Raw genomic sequence first — 23,478 nt, forward strand, 5'->3', positions numbered from 1 at the left:
CGCCTCCTTTATTTTGTGTTAATCATAGCACCTATTTGTCAGAATATTCACGACACATTATGTGCAGGAAATTCCTTCTCTACTTAACAGAAAGTAAAATGTATAATAAAGAAAAGGCAGCATTAGAATATCCTGATACATTTGCTTACATGATAACTTGTCAGTACGCAGGAGGATCTATACAATAAAGAGCTGAACGCTTCTATTGGAAACATATTTTATACGATTGGAGGAATTATTATGCCGCTTATGAGATTTGATGTATTAGAAGGAAGAACCAAAGAAAGCTTGAAAACACTGCTTGATGCCGCACACCGTGGAATGGTTGATGCTTTTGAAGTTCCGGAAAAAGACCGTTATCAAATCGTCCATCAACACGCATCGGAGGAAATGATCATTGAAGACACCGGACTCGGGTTTACGCGCAGCAAAGATGTCGTGTTGATCAGCGTAACGAGCAAGCAGCGCACAGAAGAACAGAAAAAAGCGCTTTACCATCATCTCGTCAAAGAACTGCATGAACAGTGCGGTATTTCCAAAGAAGATATAATGATTTCTATTGTTTCAAACGGCGATGCCGATTGGAGCTTTGGCATGGGAGAAGCCCAGTTCCTAACGGGAAAACTGTAACAATAAAAAAAGACGCCCACGGAGGCGTCTTTTTGTTGTGCTGTTAAACGGTTGGCTGCTTTTTCATTAACAACGGTTTTCTGTAATAGTCACAGCCCTTCCAGCCGAGTTCCTCTGTTAAAATATCAAATGTCGTATGGAAAAAGCGCTGAATCGGCTCACTGGCAGGTTTTTCCGTATCCAGTTTCAGAAAAAATTCGCTCAGTTCTTTATCGTAATAAGCTTGTTCCGGTTCCAGCGAGTCATCTTTAAGCTCTTTGTTTAAAAATGGATACGGCAGAACGAAAAAGGAAGGCTCGTCCACTGCGTCGTCACCGAGCCAAAATCCGTATTCAATAAACTGCTCGTCAAACGCTGCTTTTTCTATCGGTCTGTCTTCCGGGAACGGTTCTGGAACATTGCTTACAATCAGCGTGGAAACATCGAACGTGCCCCAGAATAAACCCGGCATGACTTTGCGGCAGCGCATGGAGCTGATGAAAGCCCGCTGCTCGCGCAATGCCATTTGAAACAGTGCAAGACCCTCCAGTGCTTCCGACTGACGGTAGGTGTGGTTAATCGTATCTTCATCGAGCATCGCGTCGATTTTCATTTCCTGCGGTTTTGGAAAAATAGAAATAGAAACGCCGTGCCTGTCCAACGTCTGAAAAATCCACTCATAGTATTCTTTCACAGTTTTTCCGTCTTCCAGCGCAGTAGATTCCTGCTGATCATCCACCTGCACCCTCACTTCATTTTGCCTAATATCCACGTCAACTTGAACGGTATGAGTGTCATGATACAATAAGCCTGTAGAAAAACCACCAGGTGTTAACGACAACATTACGTGGGCCCACTGCGGTTCTTGAGCAGCCAATTCCAGCCTGATTTTTCCGAGAATCTGGGAGATTAAGTGAAGGGTGCGCTTCGTATCTTTCCAATCGGAATGCTTTACTATACTCACAATACGTTCTTCCCTTCCATTGTGTAATAATGGTAGCTGTATTATAGTAGATTCTCCATGACGGCGGATCTTCCTGCCGGATGAGGTTTTTCTTCACACTATAAAAGGGAAGGGATAAGAAAGATCCTGAAGGAGGACATCGATTTTGGACTTATCCACCATTAAAGAAAAAGTAAAAGAAGGCGCCCAGGGAAAGATGACCATCACGCTTACCGAAGAGATGCTTCTCAAGCTGATGAACGTAAAGAAAATCGACAATGTGAAAATCACAAATGTTACCGTAGAAAAACGCAAGCTGCGGATAGATGGAACGTTTACAAAAATGCATATTCCCGTTCATTTCAACGTGCAGCTGCGTCCCGCTTATACGATTGACCGTTCCATCTTTTTTAAAGTTAAAAAAATCTGTCCCATTAATGCAAAATGGCTGCGAAAAAAGATTTTTCATCAGCCTCCGATGATGACCATGAAAGGAAAAGTGGTTGGCTTTCACCTCGATTCCGTGAAACAGCTGCAGTATATTCCTGTCGGCCAGTTTGACTCCTATTATTTTGAGAACCGCAAAGTCCACATAAAATTAAAACTTTAATACACAAAAAAAGCAGCCGGCTTCGGCTGCTTTTTCAATAGAGAATCTCAATAATACCCCGGCATAGAATAATTCATAATATCGCTGATAACCTGACCCAAAATACTTTCTCCTATGAAGTATGCTACCAGACTAAGCAGTATTATAGTAATAACACTAGCATAAAAAGGGTTGAATTCCAGTTTATTTCCCTTTGTTATTTTTGAATTAGGAAGCGTAAACAGTATTGCTGGAATACTTACCAGAAAAGAAATATAGCTGATACTAAATAGAACAGAAGCAAGCGAATAGATATTTATTAATATAAAAGGAAAAGCTAAAACCATTACAGCCGCAGCCGGAGTCATATAGACTCCCCACCGGGAAAATACTTCTTTATATGTTAATCTGCTTTTCATTACAGAAGAAAACATGAACAGAATTAAAGTAAGCATTCCTAAAAAAATGGCTATATATAATATTGGCTGTACAAACCAATTACTAAAGGAAAAATAAACAGCTTCAAACGTAACCTGTCTTAAAAACGTGTATATGTTTATTGGAATAAAGATAAGAAATGCAAGGACCGAACATAGAGCAAAAATCCAGCTGTTTCCATTTACGTATGAAGCTGTGCCTACCGGATTAAGCAGGGCCTGCTTGGCAAAATTCAAATATTCCACTGCTTTATTAGGAGTTGGAATGGCTCTTTCCTGAACTCCCTCTATCGTAGCTGCTGTTTCTTCATCCGCTCCTGGTTCCGCTGAGCCCTGCATATGACTTGTAGGTACTCCGCAATTCGTACAGAACTTCGCCTCTTCATTTAGTATTTCTCCACACTGCTGACAGTTCATTTTATCCCTGCTTTCTATAAATTAGTTTCTTCAAAAATTTCAGTTGGACTACTCAAAGAACTGAAATCGTTTAACAAATATCCTGAAATAATCCACGTATCCGTATCTTTATCGTAGGAATACCAAAAATCCATTCCATCGGAATACGTTTCTACTTCTACTTCTTTTTCACCTTCATACGTATATGACGCGTCGTAGCTCATTTCTGTTTGGCCTGTCAGCACTAATTGATCCGTTTCTATATCTTCTTCTACAAAAAAACCTTCCCTGTCGTAAGAAAAAGCATTCATTGAACTTTTGTAATCAACACCTTCATTTTCTGAAAGGGCTATTTCTGCCTCTATTTTTTCTTTCAGTTCAGGTGTAACCATGTCCAGTTCTTTTCCTTCAAAACTAGCCAGCATGAAATCAAGAGATAAAGCACCCAATTCCTCCTGAAGATCGGATTCTATCTCAGTAAACGAAAGATAAGTCGATGACGAGTCAATTACTGTTGGGGAGGTTTCTACGATGCCCCATGGAGCTTCAGCCTGAGCCTTTATTTCATGGGTTCCATCCAGCGCAATAGGTTCAATTAGACCATCATTCTCTAAACCCATTCCAATCGGCTCTCCGTCTATTAGTACAGTAATGGGAAGATCATAGCCTTCAACCCAGCTTTCTTCCACAATAACCCTGGTACTTCCACCCTCAAGATAAACGCTTTCTTCTATAGTCGTAACAAATGAATCATAAAGCTGGACCGTTTTTGATTCTTCTATTTTGGCGAATTCTCCCTCAAATGAAGCGGTCACATCGTATTCACCTGGATGTACCGGCCCATAAATAAGCGGCTCTTCTCCCGTATACTCACCCACCAGTTCTTCATCAACAAATATACTCGCACCTTCCATATTTGTTGTTAAATCTAAATAAAAACCAGGCATCTTTATGTAGAATTGATCAAATAGACCAAACCTTTTCGGTCCATTAGTTAAAGAAAATAAATGAACGCTTGAACTCTCATTATGTTCCATTTGATTAAACTCCGCTGCTGCCGCTTCTTCTTTTAAGTCTGTGATCATTTCTTCACGATAGTTCGGATATTCATTCATCTGCGCTACGACATTTTCCAGATCACTTTCTTCTACAGTAAGCTCACTACTTGAAGAATGAATGATATCAGCCAAGGTATTTAAATCTTCTTCAATAAGCGCCTTTTCAAATGAAGCTACCACATTTTGAGGGTCACCGGCCTGATTTCCCCATATAAAGAAGGCTATCAATACAGCTGCTAAAATTCCAAAGCCGGCTATTAAAAACTTGTTCGGTGCTTTTCGCTTCTGCTTTACTTTTGTTGTACGTTCGCCACATTGAGAACAGAACTTTTCTGAACTCAATAATTCAGTGTTACATTTTCTGCACTTCATATACCCCACTACTTTCTACCCTTAAATAAAAAAATAGAGCGCTAGAATCAGACATTCTTTTCTTTCTCTTGACATTTACCTCCTTTTATTAGTACTAAAGTATTATATTAATAGTAATATATTTCGATTATCTTTTCTACCTATTTATTATTACACCATTTAAATCAATACAAAAAAAGAAGCTGTTTTCCAGCTTCCCAAGTGTTTATGATGATTACAATTTAAATATATACCGGCAACCAACTGCTGCTTTAGATTTGTTTCAAATTACTTTATACAAATTTCTTCAATTTTTCTAATCATCTCATGGGCTCCGTCTTCTTTATTAGAGCACACAACAACTGCCAGGCTTTGATCCAGCCTGTAAAAGGATCGGAAGTTAGCACCCGGGTCATATCCCATTAGAATGTACTTCACTACTTCTGTCTCATTTCTTTCGATGTACCCAACATATCCGTACGAAATAGATTCTGAAAGGGATACCTGCGGCTCTAAAAAGGCGGTTGTCATTTCCTCTGAGAACAGTTTATAACTCATCAGCGCTTCCCAGAAAAGCACCATGTCCGCTGCTGTCGTATAGGCTCCACGGTCTGGTCCGCTTTTAATTGGAATGGCATACTGGTTGGTTTTAACTTTGCCTTCTTTTGTTTCTATATAGCCGGAAGCAGTTCTCTCCGGAAGCTGGTCCAGTCTAAAATAGCCCGTGTCTTTCATACCGGCTTTTTGAAATACCTGCTGCTCTACATACTCGCTGCATTCCATGCCGGACACCTGTTCAATGATCAATCCAAGCAGAATGTACCCTGCGTGATTGGCATGAAACATTGCCTCGACGGGGGATACCATATTTTTCTGCTGGAACAACGGCAGATAGTCGCTCGTTTTTCTCATCCGGTACATTGGTTTCTGAATCCACAGATCTTCATATGCCCTCATTGTTTCTTCCTCAAAATAATCAGGAATGCCCGACGTATGAAGAAGCAGATGTTTTATAGTAATATCTTCATCAAAATAAGGGAATGTAATATCCAGACAGTCTTTTAATAATGTATCAAAATCCAGCTTTTCTTCTTCTATCAGCTGACACACTGCCGCCGCTGTGAAAATCTGGCTGGCGGAAGCCATATTAAACCTTGTAGTCACCTGGTTTTCCCACTTTTCGGGAAGGTTCGCAAAGCCGCTGCTTCCGCTTCCCTGTTTGTCTTCTCCTCGTGCAGCAAAAGCACCGGAGAAATCTATTTCGTTTTGCAGTACCTGAATCTGTTCCATTTCTTTCGTATTCATTTTTGTTCTATCCCCTTTCTTCTATAGGAAATGTATCATATTTGCCCGGCCTGCGATAATATTCAATGAAAAGCTTTTAAAATAAAAGGAGGATGCTGTATGGATCGTTTTTTAAATGAAATGAAAAAGAAAGTCCAGCATTATGCTGAAAATGGGGTCACTGTCCCTATCAATGAATCGATGCTTTTGAAACTGCTTCAAATAAAAAAGATAGAACAGGTGGAAGTGACTCATGCCGCTATCCTTGATCAGATGATTCGTATCGATGGCACGTTCACGAAAATGCGCGTCCCTGTAAAATATTCGATTTATTTAGAACCTGCGCATACAGAAGACCGCACGATTTATTTCCGATTAAGACGAACGGCTCCCCTGGATGCTGCCTGGATCCACAAAAAACTGTTTAACCGTCCGCCTTATTTTTCCATCGACGGGGACCTGATCGGTTTTCATATGGAAGTCATCAAGCAGATGCAGTACATTCCTGTTGGAAAGATCGATACTTTTTATACAGAAAGTGGGAAAATTCAAGTCGTTTTAAAAGCCTGAGGCCCTGTTTATTCAATATTTCTTGTGCTATCTTCCCCCTGCCTCTATACTGGATAAGAACTACATTATCAACAGTGGGGGAAATGAAGGATGGATTACGATAAAGATCAAATAAATAAGTCCCTGCACCAATACCTATCCGAAAACCTGGACTCCATGAAAGATTTGTGGAAAGAGTCCTATAAAGACAACCGTGTTAATGTGCCAGATGCCACTATCGCTGAAAAACTGGAAGAAATGAAGGAACAGTTCATTACAGAACTTCTTCATGTGTTTCAAGATGACGAACCCGGCTTTTATGATCGATTTCAGGCCAAGATTGAAGAAGTCGTTGATGAGAGCCGCGAGATATGGAAGCCGCTTCTTCTGGTTCAGGAAGAGTTCACCAAATATAGAGAAATCATTTTTGATCATATAGAATACTTTATTAAGCAATATAATAACTCCGTACCTATCGAGCACGTCCTGGAATGGCAGCGCAAGGCACTGCGGGCGTTTGACTATGCCAGCAGCGCCTTTATGCAGCAGGCTCTTCTTCATATGGATGGAGAAATCCAGGATAAAGAAAACATGATCCTGGAACTCACTGCTCCCATTATTCTGCTTCAGCCGGGCATCGGCCTTCTGCCGCTCGTCGGAAATATCGATGTCGAGCGCGGCGATGTAATTGTAGAACATACATTAAAGCAGTGTGCCCTCAAACAGATGGATCGGCTGTACATTGATTTATCCGGCGTGCTGCATATCAATGCGTTAGTAGCTGAAAAAATCAAGCAGCTCATTTCGGCCCTGCAGTTACTGGGCATTGAAACGACTCTATCCGGGATGCGCCCATATATGGCACAGCAGGCAGTACAGCTTGGCATTTCTTTTAAAAATGTACAAGTCGTATCCGACCTTCCGCAGGCGCTGCGGGTCAACCAGGTACCTGTACAATAGAATAAGTGAAGAACCGGATACTCCATTAAGAGTATCCGGCTTTTTAGGATATCCATTTATTAACTTCATCCATAATGCCCTCGGTTTTCACTGCTATGTAAGAAAAGCACCTGGAAGTAAAGCACCAGGCGCTCTATTTATGCTACGCCAGCGTCACTGATTCATCAGCGTAAACGCTCTGCACGGCCCGGATGATTTCGGCTCCTTCTTTCATCGGGCGCTGGAACGCTTTTCTTCCCATAATAAGTCCCATTCCTCCGGCCCTTTTATTAATTACAGCTGTCTTCACGGCTTCCGCAAAGTCATTATCTGCAGAACCCCCGCCTGAATTAATAAGACCGGCTCTTCCCATAAAGGAATTGACGACTTGATAGCGTGTAAGGTCAATCGGGTGGTCGCTCGTCAGATCGGAATATACTTTATCATGGGTTTTCCCGAACCCAAGTGTCGTGTAGCCGCCGTTATTCGTAGGAAGCTTTTGTTTGACAATATCCGCCTGCAGGCTCGCCGACAGGTGAACGGCCTGACTGGATAAATCCGAAGACGTATGATAATCAGTCCCGTCTTTGTTAAAACCAGGGTTGCGGAGGTACGCCCATAAAATAGTCGCCATTCCAAGCTCATGCGCTCGTTCGAAGGCTTTTGTCACTTCCTGGATCTGCCTGCCGCTTTCCTCGGAGCCGAAATAAATTGTAGCTCCGACGGCCGCCGCTCCCATTTTATGAGCCTGCTCTACCGAGCCAAACATAATCTGGTCGTGCGTATTTGGATACGTTAACAGTTCGTTATGATTAATTTTTGCAATAAATGGAATCTTATGCGCATAATCCCGTGCAATGGATCCCAGCACCCCAATAGTAGATGCGACCGCATTGCACCTGCTTTCGATCGCAAGTTTAACGATGTTTTCCGGATCAAAATAGATGGGATTTGGGGCAAATGAGGCTCCGGCAGAGTGTTCAATACCCTGATCCACTGGAAGAATGGATAAATACCCCGTTCCACCAAGCTGCCCATGATCAAACAAACTCTGCAGGTTGCGCAGTACTACCGGAGAACGGTCCGTAGACTTGTACACACGATCTACGAAATCCGGCCCCGGTACGTGAAGATCCTCTTTTGAAATTGTTTTGCTCTCATGTCCTAGTAAGTATTCTGCGTCCCGGCCCAGCACTTCTTCTGTTGTTGCCATTTCACGACCTCCTTACTTAATTTGAGCGTTCTTTCATTCTCATTCCCTGATCTGTATACTTCATAAACAAATATTTCCACATGTTTAAAAAGGATTAGAAGGGGAATTTACTTAAAAGGTTATAAGGAGGTTTTTTGTAATGGCTAAGATAGATGCGAAAGAAATCAAAAAACAGTACCTTGAAGGCGTAGACAGCTTCAGCAGCACATTCCCGGAGATTGCTTCCCAGTACAACCACTTTACAGGAAGCTGCTTTGCAGATGGAGAAATTTCCGCTGCCCAGAAACATTTAAGCGCTTTGGCTATCAGCATTAAAGATGCCGATGAAACCTGTATTGTCTATCACATGGATCAATGTATTCATCACGGCTGCAGCGAACAGCAGATCAAAGAAACGTTGGCAGTGGCAGCAGCATTCGGCGGCGGTGCTGCTATGAGCAGCGCGGTAACATCAGGTCTTGAAGCATATGCCCAGTTAAAAGAAGACAAATAAAAAACCGGAGTGGAGACATCCATTCCGGCTTTTATACATATACATGCAGATTAAACGGTTTCTACTGCCGATTTTTTCTTATCTTTTTTAAATAAGAAATACAGCGCCGCCAAAAGCAGGATCACACCGAAAAAACGCTGCAGATCAAATGCGGCTGTCGGCGTGTGAAACCAGCCGAAGTGATCAATGACCATACTTGCGGCAAGCTGCCCGACAATCACATTGACGACCGCCACCGTAACACCGATACGCGGCACCGAGAACACCATCAAAGATAAATACAAAAACCCAAATATGGCACAAACGAGCTGCCAGGCAGGAACCTGAAAGACATCTAGTATCGTTCCCCCGCCAAAGAATGGAATAACAATTGTTAAAATAATAGCTCCTGTAAAAAATGTTAGAAATGCACTTTCAATCGTCCCAATTTTGTTTCCAAGTGTTCCATTAACTGCTGACTGCAGGCTCAGTCCGATCCCTGCCATCAGTGGAATAAATATTGCTGCTGTGAGCATGCGTTCGTCCTCCTATAAAATTAAAAATAATGATGCAATCAACAGGCCGCCTGCAATAAGACGGTTTACGTTAAACCGGGCCTTCGGTGTCCCGAGCCACCCAAAATGGTCAACGATCATGCTCATGACAAGCTGACCGATAATAACGGCTGTAACAGCTGTACCTACACCTACGAGGTTCACACTGATAATAAGAAAAGCCAGGTAAATCACCCCGAGAACGCCTCCGATTAACTGCCATCTCGGCACTTTCGTTATCTGCTTCACGTCTCCTTTACCAAAGAAAAGAGCGATAAGAAACGTAGCCATTGCTCCGATAATAAAAATAAAATAAGTGCTTTCCAATTCACCGATGTTTTCTCCTAAAGCGCCTCCTATAGCTGCTTCCAGGCTTAAAGACATACCCGCTATTAAAGCCAGGATATATACCATAATTTTCATGCTTCCACTCCTTAATCTATATATCTAGAATATTCGATATAAATAAGCAAAGAAAAAACAGAAATCCGGGTTCAGATCTCTGTTTCGAGAAATGAAGCAAGCTCTTTGATCGTTTTTTCGTTCCGGCGGTAGTATGTCCACTGGCCGTAGCGAATGGATTCCAAAAGCCCTGCTTTCTGCATCATATTCAAATAGTGGGATACGGTAGACTGGGAAGCATTTACTTTTTCCTGAATGTCCCCCACGCATACGCCGCCTTCAAGACTCACATCCTTCGGAAGATGAGCCTGCTGCTTTGGAAAGTGCTTCTCCGGTTCCCTAAGCCACATAAGAATATTCAATCGGGTCTCGTTTGACAATGCTTTAAAAAGATCGATGTTATTCATGGGCCTATTGTATATCGAATATATTCGATATGTCAACCACTCTATTTCATCATGAAGGTTAAGCGCGCATCATTTAGGGTAAAGATTTATAATATGCAAAAGAACCATTGTGTACATTCAAAGGAGGAACGACATTGGATCCCAAGTTTAAGCTTTTTCACAACGATGAATCATTAGGAAAGTCGATTGGCAAGCTGACTAAAGCAGGTGTCAGCGGTGAGGACTTATATGTTATTTCCTTTGACCGCAGACGTACCCGCCGCAACAAAAAAAATACAGATGCCAAGAAAATCGGCAGAAAAGAAATGGGTGTCGGCACGGTACTCAAAAATATTTTCCGGGGCCGCCAGACAAAGGTTGAAGTAAAGCTGAAAAGAATTGGCTTTGACGCTGAAAAGGCAGAAAAGCTCCGCGTAGAACTGGAAAAAGGAAAAATTCTACTTATTGTTACCAATCAGGAAAAAGTTAGATTTTAACATAAAAAACGACCGGGACAATTCCCGGTCGTTTTTTGTTAGGAACAACAGCTGTTCGAGACGGCAATCGTTAACGGCCCGCCGGCCGGTACAGTCGAACACACGCCGGTTTCCGGCAGTTCCAGGTGGACTTCTGCGGCTTCTGCTTTGTCTCCTGCAATATAGGCTGCCACTGACCGGGCCTGTTCGTAGCCGGTGGCTAATAAAAACGTCGGGGCTCTGCCATAGCTCTTCGCTCCAATAATATACACACTTTCTTCAGGCTGACGCAGTTCCTTTTCCCCATGCGGCCTTACGGTTCCACAGCTGTGGATGTTGGGGTCAATTAACGTCGCCAGGGCCGGGACACATTCGAGCGCCGCATCTCTATCCCAGCGAAGTTCCCCTAAAAAGTGAAAAGAAGGCCGTGAGCCTGTATTGCAGATAATGTAGTCAAACGGGCCTATTTCACTTGCTTCGTCGTTCTGTTTTCCCAAAAGAGTCAGTTGCTTACCTGTCTCCTTCACGGATTCAATATAAAATGCTTCATGCACCTGGATTTTTCCGTTGTCCCAGGCCTCTTTAATGCGCTGCCCCAGGTCGCCTCTCGCCGGCAGCTGGTCCTGGTCCCCGCCTCCAAGCGCATCTACCGTCGTGGGCTTACGATGAATCCACGAAACGGTTGTTTCCGGATACACCTCCTGCAGCTCCAACAGCTCCAGAATAGACTGCATCGCAGAGTGTCCACTTCCCACTACAGCAGTGTTGGAATTTATATACACAGAAGAACTGCTTTTTTCTCTGTCGGGAATGCTGTAAGAAAGACGGGTCAGATGCTTCTCTGCTGAGGTATCACCTCCGGGTACAAGGGAATTGGGCTGCCCCCACGTACCGGTTGCATCAATAATTGCTTTGGCTTCTATTGTGTTCCGCTCTCCTTTGGCAGTCTCTGTTATTATCTGAAAAGGCGCTTCCTTTCGGCCTTTTGATTTCACTTTGTCGAATCCTTTTCTGGAAATATGGACCACTTTGCTGCCAAATAAAATGTTCGGTTTCATTTCAGGAAGGTCGACGAGCGGCTGCAGATACTCGGTCACGATATCTTTTCCGAGCGGCAGCTGTTCTGGATCGGGGAGCGGCACCTTGTGTTTATTCAATAACCGTTTGGCGGCATTATCCATATTGTACTTCCAGGGAGAAAAGAGGCGGACGTGTCCGTAATCCAGAAAGTTCGTACCGGGCCCTTCCCCGGCTTCCAATAATACAAATGCCTCTTCTTTTTCATGCAGCTCTGCTGCAGCAGCCAGTCCTACCGGCCCTCCTCCAACGATAACGACAGGCAGATGCTTTGTCATAACGAGTCATCCTTTCTTTTTATATCAATTTTTTTTGATGTATGAGGCAAAATTAAGAAGAAGGATAAAAAATACAGCAGAGTTCTTCAGACAAAAGATTTTTTACTGCTTCTTTATTCAAGTGGTAGTAGTTCCAGGTTCCGATTTTTTCTTTCTCAATCAAACCGGCCTCCCGCAGAATTTTCAAATGATAGGAAAGCTTGGACTGAGGAAGATCGACAAGGTCAGTAAGATCGCAGACACAGATGGAAGATTTTTGATTGAGCTCATACATAATTTTTAAGCGGGTGTTGTCTGCCAGTGCCTTAAACTTTATTTCATAAGAAGTAAAATCCATCACCTCTGCCGTCGTGCCGGAACGAAATTCTATCGGCTTCATTTTTCTTTCTCCTTATTATATCAATTTTTTTTGATGTATAGCCAGTGTAAAAGAAAAACGGTATATAAGCAAGTCCTTCTCCGTTTTTCTACTTCAAAAACTCCACAGCCAGATAAAAAGCAACAATGCCTTCTGTTGTCCGTGGATCAATGCCTGTGCATTCTTTAATCTGCTTTAAGCGGTAATGCAGCGTATTAATATGAATATGCATCACCCCGGCCGTTTCTTTCACAGATTGGTTACAGTGCAGGTATACTTCAAGCGTCTGCACCAGCTCTTTTTTCTGCTGAAGCGGCTCGATCACCCGGGTTAGAAATGTACTTCTGGCTTCGTCCGATACATCGCTCAGCACCAATTCAATCGAGAGATCTTCGTAAAAAATTAAACGTTTGCCCTGGGTCGTTGCCTGCAGGGCTTTTTTCGCGTTTTTGTAGGCTTCTTCCATTACGATGTTATCCCGGCTGGAACCGATCCCGATCCGGACCATTCCGTCGTACTGCTTTTCCATTTCTTTTCGGCAGGATTCCAGCTTGCTGGAAAAATCTTTTCGCTGCCGGGAGCCGCTTATTTCAATCATCAGTAAAAATAAATCCTCTCCCCATCTCACAAAAAAATTCTGCTTCCTTGGAAAACAGGAATGAAACGCGGACCTGGTATAGCGTTCAGCCTGAGCGGGCTGGCTTTTCGGCTCTTTTGCTTCTACAAGACAGCATAAATACGGGCGGTCCAGCGGTATCCCGAGCCTCATTCCGTGATTCATTAACTCCTGGTCGACACTTTCTGAACGGATCCATTCGTTAAAAAATACCTCTACGCTCCGGTCCTGCCACTTTTGTTCTTCCAATAGAAAAGCTTCATGTATCATCAGCTCGGTTAAGCGTCTTGTAAGCTCAGCAAATGCTTCTACTTTTTCCGGAGCACCTGTGATACCTATAATCCCTACGACACTGCCATGGTTAATCAGCGGCATCGTAATACCCTGTTTAACTCCTTTTAACGTCCCCAGATTGGCGTCATCAATATACAGCTTCTGCTTTGTCCGCAGCACAAGCTGGGCACCCTCATGAAGAGTACCCTTTCGGCTTGGATCCGTAGAAGCAATAATGGTGCTTGTATCATCAATAAAAATCACATCTTCTTTGATAACCCGCTTTACTTCTTCTACAATATTTTCTGCCAGTGCTGTGTTTACATTCACATTAGCCACCTCGTCTTATTTCCCCTTATACAGAAGACGTTTCTTTTTCTTCGTATTCGACTGCTTCCAAAAGCAGATCTGCCAGATGAACAGCCCGGACCTGACCTGTCAGCCCTTCTCTTTCTATTCCGAGTTTCATTTGGAGCAGACAGCCCGGGTTAGTCGTGACGATTGTCGCCGCCTTGGTCGCTTTCGCATTGGTCATTTTTGAATCCAGAATCTTCATCGACATCTCTGATTCAACAATGTTGTAAATACCGGCAGATCCGCAGCAGCGTCCGGCATCTTTCATTTCTTTGTACTCTGTTCCTTGAATGCTTTGAATCAGCTGTCTCGGCTCGGTTGTCGTATGCATAACATTTTTAAGATGACACGAGTCCTGGTACGTAATCACTTGTTCCGGCAGTCGGTAACCCCGGCCCGCAAAATCAAGTTCCATAAGCACCGTCGACATGTCTTTGAGCTTGCCGGCAAATGCTTCCGCCCGCTCTGCCCATTCCTGTTCGTCTTTCAGCAGGTGGCCGTAGTCAATCAGGAATGCGCCGCAGCCGCCGGCGTTGGTCACAATATAATCAACATTCAATTCTTCAAATGCTTCTATATTACGTTTCGCCATAGCTTTCGCTTTTTCCTTCTCACCGCTGTGGCCGTGAAGTGCTCCGCAGCACGCCTGGCTTTCCGGGATCACAATATCGCATCCCGCTTTTTGCAGAAGCGTCGCCGTTGCGTCATTCGTGCTCATAAACATCGTATCCATTAAACATCCGGAAAAAAATGCCACACGCTTTCGTGGATTTTCCATATGATAATGCGCTGGGCGGTTCTTCATATCCCGCATTTTCGGCACCTGCGGGAGCACCTTTTCCATCGTCCCCATTGGCTGTGGAAGTTTATTTAGCAGCTTTGTTTTACGGACTGCTTTCTGCAGGCCGGTACGCTGATACAAACCGAGAAACCCTACTGCCATTCTCATCCGGTTCTGATGGGGAAACAGCTCATAGAATACGCCGCGGCGGATCACTTTCTCCGGCAGGCTGTGCGTTTTGTTCTGGTTCACAACGTCCCGAACTTCTTCCAGAAGATGGCCGTATTTGACCCCGGAAGGACAGACCGGTTCGCAGGCCCGGCAGCCCAGGCATTGATTTAAAGACTCTTCTACTTTTTCATCCGGCTCTATCAGTCCGTCTGCGACTCCTTTCATGAGCGCAATCCGTCCTCGTGGAGACTGGGATTCCTGAAATCCGGATTCCTCATATGTTGGACAGGACGGCAGACAGAATCCACACCGCATGCAGTTGAGCATTTCATCCTGATCCATCCGCTTCTGCCAGTCAATAATCATTTCCTGTTTTTTTGATTCCGTACTCATGAGGTCACCTCTTTTTGCTTAACTTCCCCGAATATTTTTTTAGGATTCATAATATTTTTAGGATCAAGACCCGTTTTGATTGCCTGCATAGCAGCAATACCCTCCCGGCCTAGCTTTAAGTGAAGGTAAGGCGCTTTCATTTCGCCTACGCCGTGCTCGCCGGTAATGGTGCCTCCCATATCAATCGATGTTTGGAAAATATCAGCAAAAGCTTTTTCCACCCGTTCCATTTCTTCTTTATCACGCGCATCTGTCAGACAGGTTGGATGCAGGTTACCATCGCCGGCATGCCCAAATGTACAGATCGTCACCTGGTGTTTTTCTGCAATCTCGTTGATCGCCTTTACCATCGGAGCCACCATCGAACGGGGCACGGTGGCGTCTTCTAAAATCGTAGTCGGCCGCAGGCGTGCCAGGGCAGCAAGTGCTGATCTTCTGGCGGTGCGAAGGCCTTCCGCTTCTTCTTCAGTGGCCGCTGCCTGAACCGATACCGCCTTATTTTCTTTGCAGACCGCCGTAATTTTTGCTATATCGGAGGCTACTACCGCCGCCGGTCCATCCTGTTCAATTAATAAAATAGCGCTCGCTTCTGTCGGCAGCCCGACGTGGGCGAAATCTTCCACGACCCGGATCGTTCCCTGATCGAGAAATTCCAGCGTCGCCGGAATAATTTTATTGGAAATAATAGCCGATACCGAATCGGCTGCGGCTTGAATATCATCATACACGGCAAGCACCGTCTGTTTTGTTTCCGGAATCGGAATCAGCTTTAGAATCACTTCTGTTACGATCCCAAGCGTCCCTTCCGCTCCAACAAACAGGCTTTTTAAATCATATCCCGCTACATCTTTAGTCAGCTTCCCGCCAAGGTGAATAATATCCCCATTAGCTACGACCACCGTCATACCGAGAACATAGTCTTTTGTGACACCGTACTTCAGCCCGCGCAGTCCACCGGAATTTTCACTCACGTTGCCGCCGATAGTCGAAATTTTCATGGAGCTTGGATCAGGCGGATAGAAAAGCCCTTTCGCCTCAACCGCATGGATCATATCGAGCGTAATCACTCCCGGTTCTACGGTGACAGTTAAATTATTTTCATCGATTTCTTTAATGCGGGTTAAGTGTTTAAACAGCAGAACAATGCCTCCGGAAGTAGGACATGTGCCGGCAGACAAATTAGTACCGGAGCCTCTCGGTACAATTGGAATTTCCTGTTCGCTGCATATTTTAACCACCGCCGCTATCTCTTCAGTATTCCGTGGCGCGATGACTCCATCCGGCATTGATTGAAATTCGGGAGTGCCATCGTAAGAATAGGTAAGCATGTCTGAAGGCGAATCAAAAAAATTATCTGCCCCTACGATTTCCGTAAACCGTTTTTTTGTACTTTCATCCAACATGTTGTTTCCACCCTTTCACCACTCGTTTCCTTTATCCTAATACGATCAAGCACGAATAGATATAGATGAATATACAAAATTAAAGCGTTTACATTTATATTTTTATATGTTCATACAACAAAACCCTTTCCATGTCGGAAAGGTTATCGTTTAGGACCTGTCGTATGGCGAATCATTAACTTCGGCTGTAAAGTCAGCGTCATTTCCTGAATGGGCTGATGTTCCTCTTCCATCATATAGATAAGATGCTCTATTGCATGAAGGCCCATCGGTTTTTTGGAGTCATGGGTAATGGTCGTCATTTGAATCCCCGCATGGGCCGTAATATCAATATTATCCATGCCGCAGATACTGAAGTTATCCGGAATCGCGTACCCCATTTTCATCAAATAGTTCTGGCAGAAAAGCGCCATCGAATCTGTTGCTGCAAAAATAGCTGTTGGTTTATTATCCAAAAGCAGAAGGCTGTCTACTGCCTCCATTACCGATGGTTCTGTCGTATCAGTCTCCTTGATCCATTCCGGATCCACCTCATGATTGACAGCCCGCATGGCTTTTTTATATCCTTCCAGACGGCCCTGAAAGGTAGAGGCAAGCGTCTGCCCTCCAATCCAGGCAATCTTCGTATGACCAAGCTTTAACAAATGATTGGCTGCCATCGTGCCGGCTCTCTCGTTATCTATTTCTACGAAATTCCCTCCTGCCTGATGCCGTCTATTAAACATTACAAATGGAACACCGGAGCTTTTTAATTCTTTGTAAATAGGGTCTTCAAAAAAGATGGAAGATAGAATAATACCGTCTACCTGCTGTTTTAACACTTCTTCGTATACGGAGATATTATCTCCCTGGTCTTCAAAATATACCAGTGTATGATACCCCTGCTGTTTGGCATATTCAATGATTGCCATCGTTGTATCAACGAAAAATGGATTATGTAAATGGCCAGTGATAAGAGCGATCGATTTTGTTTTTTGCTGCTTTAAGCTGCGTGCAATTAAATTCGGTCGGTAATTTAACGATTTCATTGCTTGCTGCACCTTCGCCACTGTCTCTGCATTCACTTTTGACGGATCATTAAGCACCCGCGACACCGTAGACTGTGAAACGCCGGCTGCTTTTGCTACATCTTTGGAAGAAGCCATTTTTACATACCTCTTTCATTTTAATTAATACGTATTCATAAATATGTTAAAAGTTAAGCGGCAATTTGTCAATCAGGATTAGCGCGGAACAAATAAGCTGTATAAGTTCATTTCATAAAAACACTATATTAACAGGACTAAAACCGATACCAACAGTTTTATTTTCTTTTTATAACAATGGTATTTACATAGAAGCGTTTACATTCTATAATGACTACGTATTCATACTAAACGTAAAGGGCGGATGCAACGTGGTAATTTATATAAAAGAAGGACAGTCGGATCAGCAGAAGCAGGAAGCGAGCACCAAAGTGGAACAGGCGGTAAACGGCATTATCAAAGATGTGGAAGACCGGGGGGACGATGCAGTCCGGGAACTTTCCGAAAAATTTGATAAATGGAGCCCTGAAAGCTTTTTACTCTCGTCTGAAGACATCCAAACTATTATAGGAGGACTCCCAGATCAGGTGATAGAAGATATTCAGTTTGCTCAAGAGCAGATCAAAAATTTTGCGCAGCATCAGCGAAGCTCCATTCAGGATATTGAGGTGGAAACGAGACCGGGTGTGTTTCTCGGACATAAGAATATTCCCGTTAACAGCGTAGGCTGCTATATTCCCGGCGGACGCTACCCTATGGTCGCCTCTTCCCACATGAGCATTCTTACTGCCAAAGTAGCAGGAGTAAAGCGTGTGATTGCCTGTACGCCTCCAAGCAATGGCGAAGTGCCGGCAGCAACAATTGCCGCCATGCACATGGCAGGAGCCGATGAAATCTATCTTCTTGGCGGCGTCCAGGCAATGACTGCGATGGCAATAGGAACAGAGAGTATTGAACCAGTTGACATGATTGTCGGGCCGGGAAATGCATTTGTCGCTGAAGCGAAACGCCAGCTGTTCGGCAAGGTCGGTATTGATTTACTCGCCGGTCCAACAGAAACACTCGTTATTGCTGACCATACTGCTGATGCAGAAATTGTCGCTACCGATATACTGGGACAGGCCGAACACGGACCGACATCACCCGGTGCGGTCATTACCACCTCCCGCCCCCTCGCTGAATCACTGGAAGAAGAAATTGCCAGACAACTGCAGACACTTTCCACTGCGGATATAGCGGAAGCCGCTTGGAGAGACCACGGCTCTATCCTTTTAGTGGACACGCTGGAGGAAGCTGTAGTGGAGGCAGATAAGCTGGCGTACGAGCATGTCGAAGTGCTTACCGAAGATCCCGATTATTTCCTGCAGAACCTGACCAACTACGGCGGGCTGTTTCTTGGACAAGAAACAAATGTTGCTTACGGAGATAAAGTAATCGGCACCAATCACACCCTCCCTACAAAGCAGGCAGCAAAATACACCGGCGGCCTATGGGTTGGTAAATTTCTAAAAAACTGCACCTATCAGCGTGTGACGGAAGAAGCGAGTGTCGAAATCGGAAAATACGCGGAAAGACTGTGTGAACTAGAAGGCTTTATGGGTCATAAAGAACAGGCATCACTAAGGATTAGACGCTACGAAAAGAAATAACTGCAGACGAAATATTTCCTTATCAGCAGTAAACAAGCAGAGGCCCAGCGCCTCTGCTTGTTTACTGCTATCGTCTTATTATTTCCAGATTTTCATGTACTTCTGCTGGTACTTTTCCCTGTCTTCTATGTTGATCAATTTTAACGCTTTTTCCTTAATAGAGGTATCTCCTGTTTCATCATAAAGCATCCTTAACCCTTCCTGAATGTCAGAACGAATCAATGTATCATTTTTCTCAGAGATACATTCACGGAACCGGTGTTCCAACGCTTCCACGACGGTTTCTTTTTGACGCGGCCCGCCAAGTCCTATCCTCCAGAATGACTGAAGCGTATGACGAGCCGTAACAAACCTGGGATCTTTCGTTGCGTCGTACAGGTCTGAAAAAATTGGGAAAATCCGTTCTTCCGGATCGCTTTTCGCCAGGCGGCACAGCATCTGTGCCGCCGTGGAACGGCGATGGGGATCACTGTGTGTTAAATCCTGAACAAAACTATCCCAGACGTCATAAGACCATTTATTCTCTTCTTCTGCCGCCGCCAGCACATCGAGAAAAGCCTGATATCGGATTTGTTTATCTTCATGGTAAAGATCGTCAAATGCTTCCGTTAACGCTTTATCCATTTCATACCCTCCTATCATTACCGTTGGTTAAGCCCGTCGCTTCATCAATACGCCTTTTCCATTTTTCCACACAGTCAATCCAAGCGACAGCAACGGCGAAAAAGACGGCTTCGTTCTTTCACCGCTTCCGAGTCGGTGCAGCTGCTGCGCGTACCAGGTTAGTTCCAGAATGCCTTTGGAATCGATAAAAGAAATTCCTGTCTTAATTGGTTTAATGGAAAAATCAGAGGCCCTTCCCAGGAGCAGCTGATTGGCATAGTCCGGGTACACCGCAAGCGGACGGGCGATACCAATAAAGTCGGTTGCCTGATTCTGCAGGGCTTCATTCATCCCATGCAGGGTCCGGAACCCCCCTGTTACGATAAGCGGTACATCGCTTTGCTGCTTCAACGCTTCGGCATACTCCAGAAAATAGGCCTCTCTTACGGCGGTGGAAGCCCGTACGCCTTTTCCTGTCATTTCAGGACGCTCATAGGTTCCGCCGGATATTTCAATTAAATCCACCCCCAACCGATCTAATTCACCGATCACATATCGCGATTCTTCTTCAGAAAAACCGGCTTTCATAAAGTCGGAGCTGTTAATTTTTACGCCAATCGGAAAATCCGGGCCCGTCTTTTCACGGGCTGCCATATAAATCTCCCGAAGAAAACGGAAGCGGTTCTCTATCGGCCCTCCCCACTGATCGGTGCGCTCATTATGACGCGGTGAAAGAAACTGGCTGATTAAGTACCCATGCGCCGCATGAATCTGAACACCTGTAAAGCCGGCCCGCTTTGCAAGCTCTGCAGTACGGGCAAATTTATCGATAATTCCCAGAATTTCTTTCTCTTCCAACGCCCGGCACATCGGAAAAAACCGCTGCAGAGCCGGTTCAAAAGGAACAGCAGACGGCGCTACCGCTTCTTCCGCCACTCCTTTAATGACCTGCTTACCGGGATGATTGATCTGCATCCACAGCTGCGTGTTGTGCTTCTTCCCGGCTTCCGCCCATTTTTGAAAAACCGATAGGTGTTCCGCATTTTCCAACACCACATTTCCCGGCTCCCCGAGTGCCCGAGGGTCAATCATCACGTTTCCTGTGATGACGAGGCCGCTTCCTCCTTTTGCCCATGTTTCATAAAGAGTAAAAAGTTTATCTGTCGGAAGATGATTTCTTCCGGCCATCGCTTCGCTCATGGCTGACTTTACAAGCCGGTTTTTAAAAACGGTCTGTTTAATGGAAAAAGGATGATTTATGGTAACCTCTGTCATGTAATTTGCTCCTTGGCGGCTTGTCTTTATTTCTAATTATACGCGTTCATTGATCCAATCGGTAACTTCCTCATAAATAGCATATTTAGATGGTTCATTAAAGATTTCGTGCATCAAAAATGCATAAATCTTCAGTGTTTTATCTTGGGAAGCTGTGTCGGCATAAAAATCCCTGGAGTCTTTTTCTGCAATGAGTCCATCTTCATTGCCGTGGAGTACAAGTACCGGGTCCGTGAAGTCCGCCGACCGGCGTTTAAGCCATTCGATACCAGGCGGGAACACATTCAGCAGACCGGCGGAAATTTTCTTTTCCACCAGCGGATCATTTTCATAGGCCTTCACGACTTCAGGGTCGCTGCAGACCCCGTCCCCAAGTGCATTATCAAAATAAAAGTCATCCGGTTTATCTATAGGCATCGGACCGAAAATTTCTTTATTGTACCTCGTTAATGCACCGGATAAAATAATTCCCTTAACGCTTCCCGGATATTTTGTACCAAAAGCTGCTGCGGTAAAGCCGCCCATGCTGTGCCCGATTAAAAACACCGGCAGGTCCGGATTTTCTGTTTTGGCGGTATCGACCATTGTTTTTGCATCATCCGGCATTTCATTAAAATCGCTGAAATACACGCGCCGGCCTCCGGAACGGGCGTGTCCTCTCTGATCGTAACGGTACACCGTTACGTTGTGCCCCACCAACGTTTCTGTTAGTGCTTCGTAGCGGTCCATATGCTCTGCGAGTCCGTGGACAATCACTGCGGCCGCTTTAGGCTGTTCTGCTGGATTTTTTTTGCTGAACAATTCTGTTCCATCAAATGCTTTAACCTTTCGTTCCTCTGCCATGTTGACTCCTCCATTCGTTTGTCAGGATGATTCATGAACGATTTCTTCAATTGCTCTTTATATTCTGGAAAACAAACGGTTATCCCTTTTTCGCGAGCATAAAATGTTTGCGTGAAGGAAGAATTCATCGTTTCTAACTTTGTCTCGATCCTACATACGGTTTCTCAAAAAACGCCTTTGATTTTTGAGAAAAATACGCTTAGGATGAGAAGAAAGAGCTGTTTGAAAACGAGGAGGTGCTACCCTGTGTCTGATATAGAGCAGTATCTGGAAAGCGTAGAAGCAAAATGGAAAGACTCGTTCCTGACTCTGAAACAAGTGATCGATCAAAACCTTCCTGCTGGTTTTGAGTTAAAAATACAGAATGGCATGCCATCCTACGTAGTTCCTTTAGCTTTTTATCCCGAAGGTTACCACGTCGAAAAAAATACTCCTCTGCCATTCATCAGCCTGGCTGTACAAAAAAACCATATTTCTGTCTATCATATGGGTATTTACGCGGATCGGGAATTATTGGAATGGTTCCAAAATGAATACCCGGCTCATATGGATACAAAATTGAATATGGGAAAAAGCTGTATTCGTTTTACGAATCCAAAAAAAATCCCGTATCAGTTAATGGGAGAACTAGCTTCTAAATGGACATGTGAAGAGTGGATTAAACGATATGAAGGCAAATAAGCAGAACCGGCACTGTTATGAAAAAGCAGCTGATATAATACATGTATCTTTTACAAGGAGGAGTTCAAATGCATGCCTGGAAAATGCAGATAGGCACCACTGTGCTCCGCTCGCTGCAGAAGCCGCTGAGCCGGTTTTCTCCTTTTCATATTATGCCGCCTTCGATGAATACGACAAATAGATCCTACATGGTCGAAACAGCCGCTGGGTTTACGTCTGTTCATATTTACTATCCGCAGACAGAACCTGACACGCATTTACCAGTGTTTGTGAACCTGCACGGAGGCGGATTTTTCATGGGACGCGCTCGTGATGACAAGGGATGGGGAAAATATGTGGCCGGAAAGACGCCCTGCGCTGTCGTTAATGTAGAATACCACCTGGCCCCCCACACACAATTTCCTATTTCTCTCTTTGAGATCCGTGATGTTCTTTCCTGGCTGCATGAGCACAGTTCCGCGCTTGGGCTTGATATGAAACGCTTTTCGCTTGGCGGCCACAGCGCCGGCGGCAATCTGGCTGCAGCTTCTGTATTATTTCTTCGGGACGCAGGCCTTCCCTTACCCCGGATTCAGATTCTCGATTCTCCGATTCTGGACCTGTATACGAATCCCCGCTGCAAACCGGCTATTTCCGGCGCGATTCCCACAGCGGTGGCGGACTTATTTGCAGCAAGCTACTTAAAGGAACATCAGGACCGTCGCCACCCTTATGTTTCGCCTCTTTATGCGACGTCTTTGGAAGGAGTTCCGCCTGCTCTTTTATTCACACCTGAATTTGATTCACTCGCCCGCGAAGCACAGGATTACGCTTTCCGCTTAAAAGAGGCCGGCACCACTGCATCTTTTCATACGTTTCCCGGCACCTTTCACGCGTTTACTCATAATGGAAGAAAAGAGCCCGCTCACCAGGCATGGAATCTTATCATTAACAAGCTGCGTATCTATTTATAAACGAAGCCGCTCTCGTGCATTCATTTTTGCAGATTCTGAGAAACAAGTGATAATGCAGCGGCAGCATTCTCATTTGATCATTCCTTT

General features: G+C 44.5%; 26 protein-coding genes. 9 read left to right on the plus strand and 17 right to left on the minus strand.

The annotated features are described in order from the left end of the window. Window positions 1–240 precede the first annotated feature (240 nt). Window positions 241–630, plus strand: coding sequence for a tautomerase family protein (locus AC5W2J_RS13525; protein WP_496059984.1), 390 nt, complete (start codon window positions 241–243; stop codon window positions 628–630). A gap of 43 nt (window positions 631–673) precedes the next feature. On the opposite strand, the gene AC5W2J_RS13530 is transcribed toward AC5W2J_RS13525, so the two are convergent. Further along, entirely contained in the window at window positions 674–1,573 is a 900-nt protein-coding gene (locus tag AC5W2J_RS13530) for a DUF5996 family protein (RefSeq protein WP_496059985.1), read from the minus strand. A 145-nt stretch (window positions 1,574–1,718) separates the two neighbouring features. On the opposite strand from AC5W2J_RS13530, the gene AC5W2J_RS13535 reads away from it, so the two are divergent. Beyond that, complete coding sequence (locus AC5W2J_RS13535; protein ID WP_496059986.1) at window positions 1,719–2,162, plus strand: hypothetical protein; 444 nt, start codon at window positions 1,719–1,721, stop codon at window positions 2,160–2,162. Window positions 2,163–2,209: 47 nt separating this feature from the next. On the opposite strand, the gene AC5W2J_RS13540 is transcribed toward AC5W2J_RS13535, so the two are convergent. The 3 genes from AC5W2J_RS13540 to AC5W2J_RS13550 form a co-directional block, all read right to left on the minus strand. After that, window positions 2,210–2,995 (minus strand): hypothetical protein, encoded by a 786-nt coding sequence (locus tag AC5W2J_RS13540; protein ID WP_496059987.1) that lies wholly within the window; start codon window positions 2,993–2,995, stop codon window positions 2,210–2,212. Window positions 2,996–3,009: 14 nt separating this feature from the next. Then, complete coding sequence (locus AC5W2J_RS13545) at window positions 3,010–4,374, minus strand: TcaA 3rd/4th domain-containing protein (protein WP_496059988.1); 1,365 nt, start codon at window positions 4,372–4,374, stop codon at window positions 3,010–3,012. Window positions 4,375–4,671: 297 nt separating this feature from the next. Further along, window positions 4,672–5,688 carry a serine hydrolase domain-containing protein gene (locus AC5W2J_RS13550; RefSeq protein WP_496059989.1) on the minus strand — a complete coding sequence of 339 codons (1,017 nt, stop codon included), beginning with the start codon at window positions 5,686–5,688 and terminating at the stop codon, window positions 4,672–4,674. 99 nt (window positions 5,689–5,787) lie between these two features. Here AC5W2J_RS13550 and AC5W2J_RS13555 point away from each other — a divergent pair, with 99 nt between their 5' ends. Both AC5W2J_RS13555 and AC5W2J_RS13560 read left to right on the plus strand, forming a co-directional pair. Beyond that, complete coding sequence (locus tag AC5W2J_RS13555; RefSeq protein ID WP_496059990.1) at window positions 5,788–6,237, plus strand: hypothetical protein; 450 nt, start codon at window positions 5,788–5,790, stop codon at window positions 6,235–6,237. 90 nt (window positions 6,238–6,327) lie between these two features. Then, the gene (locus tag AC5W2J_RS13560; RefSeq protein ID WP_496059991.1) at window positions 6,328–7,176 is read left to right on the plus strand and encodes an STAS domain-containing protein; all 849 of its coding nucleotides are present in this window, start codon (window positions 6,328–6,330) and stop codon (window positions 7,174–7,176) included. 142 nt (window positions 7,177–7,318) lie between these two features. Here the strand turns inward: AC5W2J_RS13560 and AC5W2J_RS13565 are convergent, their stop codons facing one another. Continuing rightward, on the minus strand, window positions 7,319–8,368 hold the full coding sequence (locus tag AC5W2J_RS13565; RefSeq protein WP_496059992.1) for a class I fructose-bisphosphate aldolase: 1,050 nt from the start codon (window positions 8,366–8,368) through the stop codon (window positions 7,319–7,321). Window positions 8,369–8,507: 139 nt separating this feature from the next. Here AC5W2J_RS13565 and AC5W2J_RS13570 point away from each other — a divergent pair, with 139 nt between their 5' ends. Next, entirely contained in the window at window positions 8,508–8,861 is a 354-nt protein-coding gene (locus AC5W2J_RS13570) for a carboxymuconolactone decarboxylase family protein (protein ID WP_496059993.1), read from the plus strand. Between the two features lie 50 nt (window positions 8,862–8,911). On the opposite strand, the gene AC5W2J_RS13575 is transcribed toward AC5W2J_RS13570, so the two are convergent. The 3 genes from AC5W2J_RS13575 to AC5W2J_RS13585 all read right to left on the minus strand — a co-directional run bounded on the left by AC5W2J_RS13575 (window position 8,912) and on the right by AC5W2J_RS13585 (window position 10,203). Further along, complete coding sequence (locus AC5W2J_RS13575) at window positions 8,912–9,376, minus strand: DMT family transporter (protein WP_496059994.1); 465 nt, start codon at window positions 9,374–9,376, stop codon at window positions 8,912–8,914. A 12-nt stretch (window positions 9,377–9,388) separates the two neighbouring features. Further along, entirely contained in the window at window positions 9,389–9,817 is a 429-nt protein-coding gene (locus tag AC5W2J_RS13580; RefSeq protein ID WP_496059995.1) for a DMT family transporter, read from the minus strand. A gap of 71 nt (window positions 9,818–9,888) precedes the next feature. After that, complete coding sequence (locus AC5W2J_RS13585; RefSeq protein WP_496059996.1) at window positions 9,889–10,203, minus strand: ArsR/SmtB family transcription factor; 315 nt, start codon at window positions 10,201–10,203, stop codon at window positions 9,889–9,891. 134 nt (window positions 10,204–10,337) lie between these two features. Here AC5W2J_RS13585 and AC5W2J_RS13590 point away from each other — a divergent pair, with 134 nt between their 5' ends. Then, window positions 10,338–10,679: a YflT domain-containing protein gene (locus tag AC5W2J_RS13590; protein WP_170146884.1), complete on the plus strand. Its 342-nt coding sequence runs from the start codon at window positions 10,338–10,340 to the stop codon at window positions 10,677–10,679. Between the two features lie 38 nt (window positions 10,680–10,717). On the opposite strand, the gene AC5W2J_RS13595 is transcribed toward AC5W2J_RS13590, so the two are convergent. The 6 genes from AC5W2J_RS13595 to AC5W2J_RS13620 all read right to left on the minus strand — a co-directional run bounded on the left by AC5W2J_RS13595 (window position 10,718) and on the right by AC5W2J_RS13620 (window position 17,507). Then, on the minus strand, window positions 10,718–12,013 hold the full coding sequence (locus AC5W2J_RS13595; RefSeq protein ID WP_496059997.1) for an NAD(P)-binding domain-containing protein: 1,296 nt from the start codon (window positions 12,011–12,013) through the stop codon (window positions 10,718–10,720). Window positions 12,014–12,065: 52 nt separating this feature from the next. Continuing rightward, window positions 12,066–12,392, minus strand: coding sequence for an ArsR/SmtB family transcription factor (locus AC5W2J_RS13600; RefSeq protein ID WP_496059998.1), 327 nt, complete (start codon window positions 12,390–12,392; stop codon window positions 12,066–12,068). Between the two features lie 88 nt (window positions 12,393–12,480). Then, on the minus strand, window positions 12,481–13,590 hold the full coding sequence (locus AC5W2J_RS13605) for a CdaR family transcriptional regulator (protein ID WP_496059999.1): 1,110 nt from the start codon (window positions 13,588–13,590) through the stop codon (window positions 12,481–12,483). Between the two features lie 25 nt (window positions 13,591–13,615). Next, window positions 13,616–14,959, minus strand: a complete 1,344-nt coding sequence (locus tag AC5W2J_RS13610; protein WP_496060000.1) for a (Fe-S)-binding protein — start codon at window positions 14,957–14,959, stop codon at window positions 13,616–13,618. Then, window positions 14,956–16,362 (minus strand): glycolate oxidase subunit GlcD, encoded by a 1,407-nt coding sequence (gene glcD, locus AC5W2J_RS13615; protein ID WP_496060001.1) that lies wholly within the window; start codon window positions 16,360–16,362, stop codon window positions 14,956–14,958. Before glcD ends, AC5W2J_RS13610 begins: the two co-directional genes overlap by 4 nt. Window positions 16,363–16,505: 143 nt before the next feature. Next, window positions 16,506–17,507, minus strand: a complete 1,002-nt coding sequence (locus AC5W2J_RS13620; protein WP_496060002.1) for a LacI family DNA-binding transcriptional regulator — start codon at window positions 17,505–17,507, stop codon at window positions 16,506–16,508. A gap of 251 nt (window positions 17,508–17,758) precedes the next feature. Here AC5W2J_RS13620 and hisD point away from each other — a divergent pair, with 251 nt between their 5' ends. Beyond that, a complete protein-coding gene (gene hisD / locus AC5W2J_RS13625) occupies window positions 17,759–19,036 on the plus strand; it encodes a histidinol dehydrogenase (protein WP_496060003.1) in 1,278 nt (425 codons plus the stop codon). A 78-nt stretch (window positions 19,037–19,114) separates the two neighbouring features. Here the strand turns inward: hisD and AC5W2J_RS13630 are convergent, their stop codons facing one another. From AC5W2J_RS13630 to AC5W2J_RS13640, 3 genes are read right to left on the minus strand one after another with little or no spacing between them, the layout of a single operon-like run. Continuing rightward, window positions 19,115–19,660 (minus strand): hypothetical protein, encoded by a 546-nt coding sequence (locus AC5W2J_RS13630; protein ID WP_496060004.1) that lies wholly within the window; start codon window positions 19,658–19,660, stop codon window positions 19,115–19,117. A 27-nt stretch (window positions 19,661–19,687) separates the two neighbouring features. Further along, a complete protein-coding gene (locus tag AC5W2J_RS13635) occupies window positions 19,688–20,914 on the minus strand; it encodes an NADH:flavin oxidoreductase/NADH oxidase family protein (protein ID WP_496060005.1) in 1,227 nt (408 codons plus the stop codon). 36 nt (window positions 20,915–20,950) lie between these two features. Then, the gene (locus tag AC5W2J_RS13640; protein WP_496060006.1) at window positions 20,951–21,757 is read right to left on the minus strand and encodes an alpha/beta hydrolase; all 807 of its coding nucleotides are present in this window, start codon (window positions 21,755–21,757) and stop codon (window positions 20,951–20,953) included. A gap of 246 nt (window positions 21,758–22,003) precedes the next feature. Between AC5W2J_RS13640 and AC5W2J_RS13645 the strand changes: the two genes are divergently transcribed. Together AC5W2J_RS13645 and AC5W2J_RS13650 are read left to right on the plus strand one after the other, a co-directional pair. Continuing rightward, window positions 22,004–22,438 carry a DUF1801 domain-containing protein gene (locus AC5W2J_RS13645; protein WP_496060007.1) on the plus strand — a complete coding sequence of 145 codons (435 nt, stop codon included), beginning with the start codon at window positions 22,004–22,006 and terminating at the stop codon, window positions 22,436–22,438. Window positions 22,439–22,506: 68 nt separating this feature from the next. Beyond that, window positions 22,507–23,391: an alpha/beta hydrolase gene (locus AC5W2J_RS13650; RefSeq protein WP_496060008.1), complete on the plus strand. Its 885-nt coding sequence runs from the start codon at window positions 22,507–22,509 to the stop codon at window positions 23,389–23,391. Window positions 23,392–23,478 lie beyond the last annotated feature (87 nt).

The organism is Sinobaca sp. SA16-1 (assembly GCF_059510515.1).

Coding starts and splice junctions, on each gene's coding strand:
- AC5W2J_RS13610 (WP_496060000.1), bottom strand. CDS start 14,959: ATGAGTACGGAATCAAAAAAACAGGAAATGATTATTGACTGGCAGAAG.
- AC5W2J_RS13560 (WP_496059991.1), top strand. CDS start 6,328: ATGGATTACGATAAAGATCAAATAAATAAGTCCCTGCACCAATACCTA.
- AC5W2J_RS13550 (WP_496059989.1), bottom strand. CDS start 5,688: ATGAATACGAAAGAAATGGAACAGATTCAGGTACTGCAAAACGAAATA.
- AC5W2J_RS13585 (WP_496059996.1), bottom strand. CDS start 10,203: ATGAATAACATCGATCTTTTTAAAGCATTGTCAAACGAGACCCGATTG.
- AC5W2J_RS13575 (WP_496059994.1), bottom strand. CDS start 9,376: ATGCTCACAGCAGCAATATTTATTCCACTGATGGCAGGGATCGGACTG.
- AC5W2J_RS13565 (WP_496059992.1), bottom strand. CDS start 8,368: ATGGCAACAACAGAAGAAGTGCTGGGCCGGGACGCAGAATACTTACTA.
- AC5W2J_RS13635 (WP_496060005.1), bottom strand. CDS start 20,914: ATGACAGAGGTTACCATAAATCATCCTTTTTCCATTAAACAGACCGTT.
- AC5W2J_RS13595 (WP_496059997.1), bottom strand. CDS start 12,013: ATGACAAAGCATCTGCCTGTCGTTATCGTTGGAGGAGGGCCGGTAGGA.
- AC5W2J_RS13640 (WP_496060006.1), bottom strand. CDS start 21,757: ATGGCAGAGGAACGAAAGGTTAAAGCATTTGATGGAACAGAATTGTTC.
- AC5W2J_RS13620 (WP_496060002.1), bottom strand. CDS start 17,507: ATGGCTTCTTCCAAAGATGTAGCAAAAGCAGCCGGCGTTTCACAGTCT.
- AC5W2J_RS13555 (WP_496059990.1), top strand. CDS start 5,788: ATGGATCGTTTTTTAAATGAAATGAAAAAGAAAGTCCAGCATTATGCT.
- AC5W2J_RS13525 (WP_496059984.1), top strand. CDS start 241: ATGCCGCTTATGAGATTTGATGTATTAGAAGGAAGAACCAAAGAAAGC.
- AC5W2J_RS13630 (WP_496060004.1), bottom strand. CDS start 19,660: ATGGATAAAGCGTTAACGGAAGCATTTGACGATCTTTACCATGAAGAT.
- glcD (WP_496060001.1), bottom strand. CDS start 16,362: ATGTTGGATGAAAGTACAAAAAAACGGTTTACGGAAATCGTAGGGGCA.
- AC5W2J_RS13650 (WP_496060008.1), top strand. CDS start 22,507: ATGCATGCCTGGAAAATGCAGATAGGCACCACTGTGCTCCGCTCGCTG.
- AC5W2J_RS13540 (WP_496059987.1), bottom strand. CDS start 2,995: ATGAACTGTCAGCAGTGTGGAGAAATACTAAATGAAGAGGCGAAGTTC.
- AC5W2J_RS13580 (WP_496059995.1), bottom strand. CDS start 9,817: ATGAAAATTATGGTATATATCCTGGCTTTAATAGCGGGTATGTCTTTA.
- AC5W2J_RS13570 (WP_496059993.1), top strand. CDS start 8,508: ATGGCTAAGATAGATGCGAAAGAAATCAAAAAACAGTACCTTGAAGGC.
- AC5W2J_RS13600 (WP_496059998.1), bottom strand. CDS start 12,392: ATGAAGCCGATAGAATTTCGTTCCGGCACGACGGCAGAGGTGATGGAT.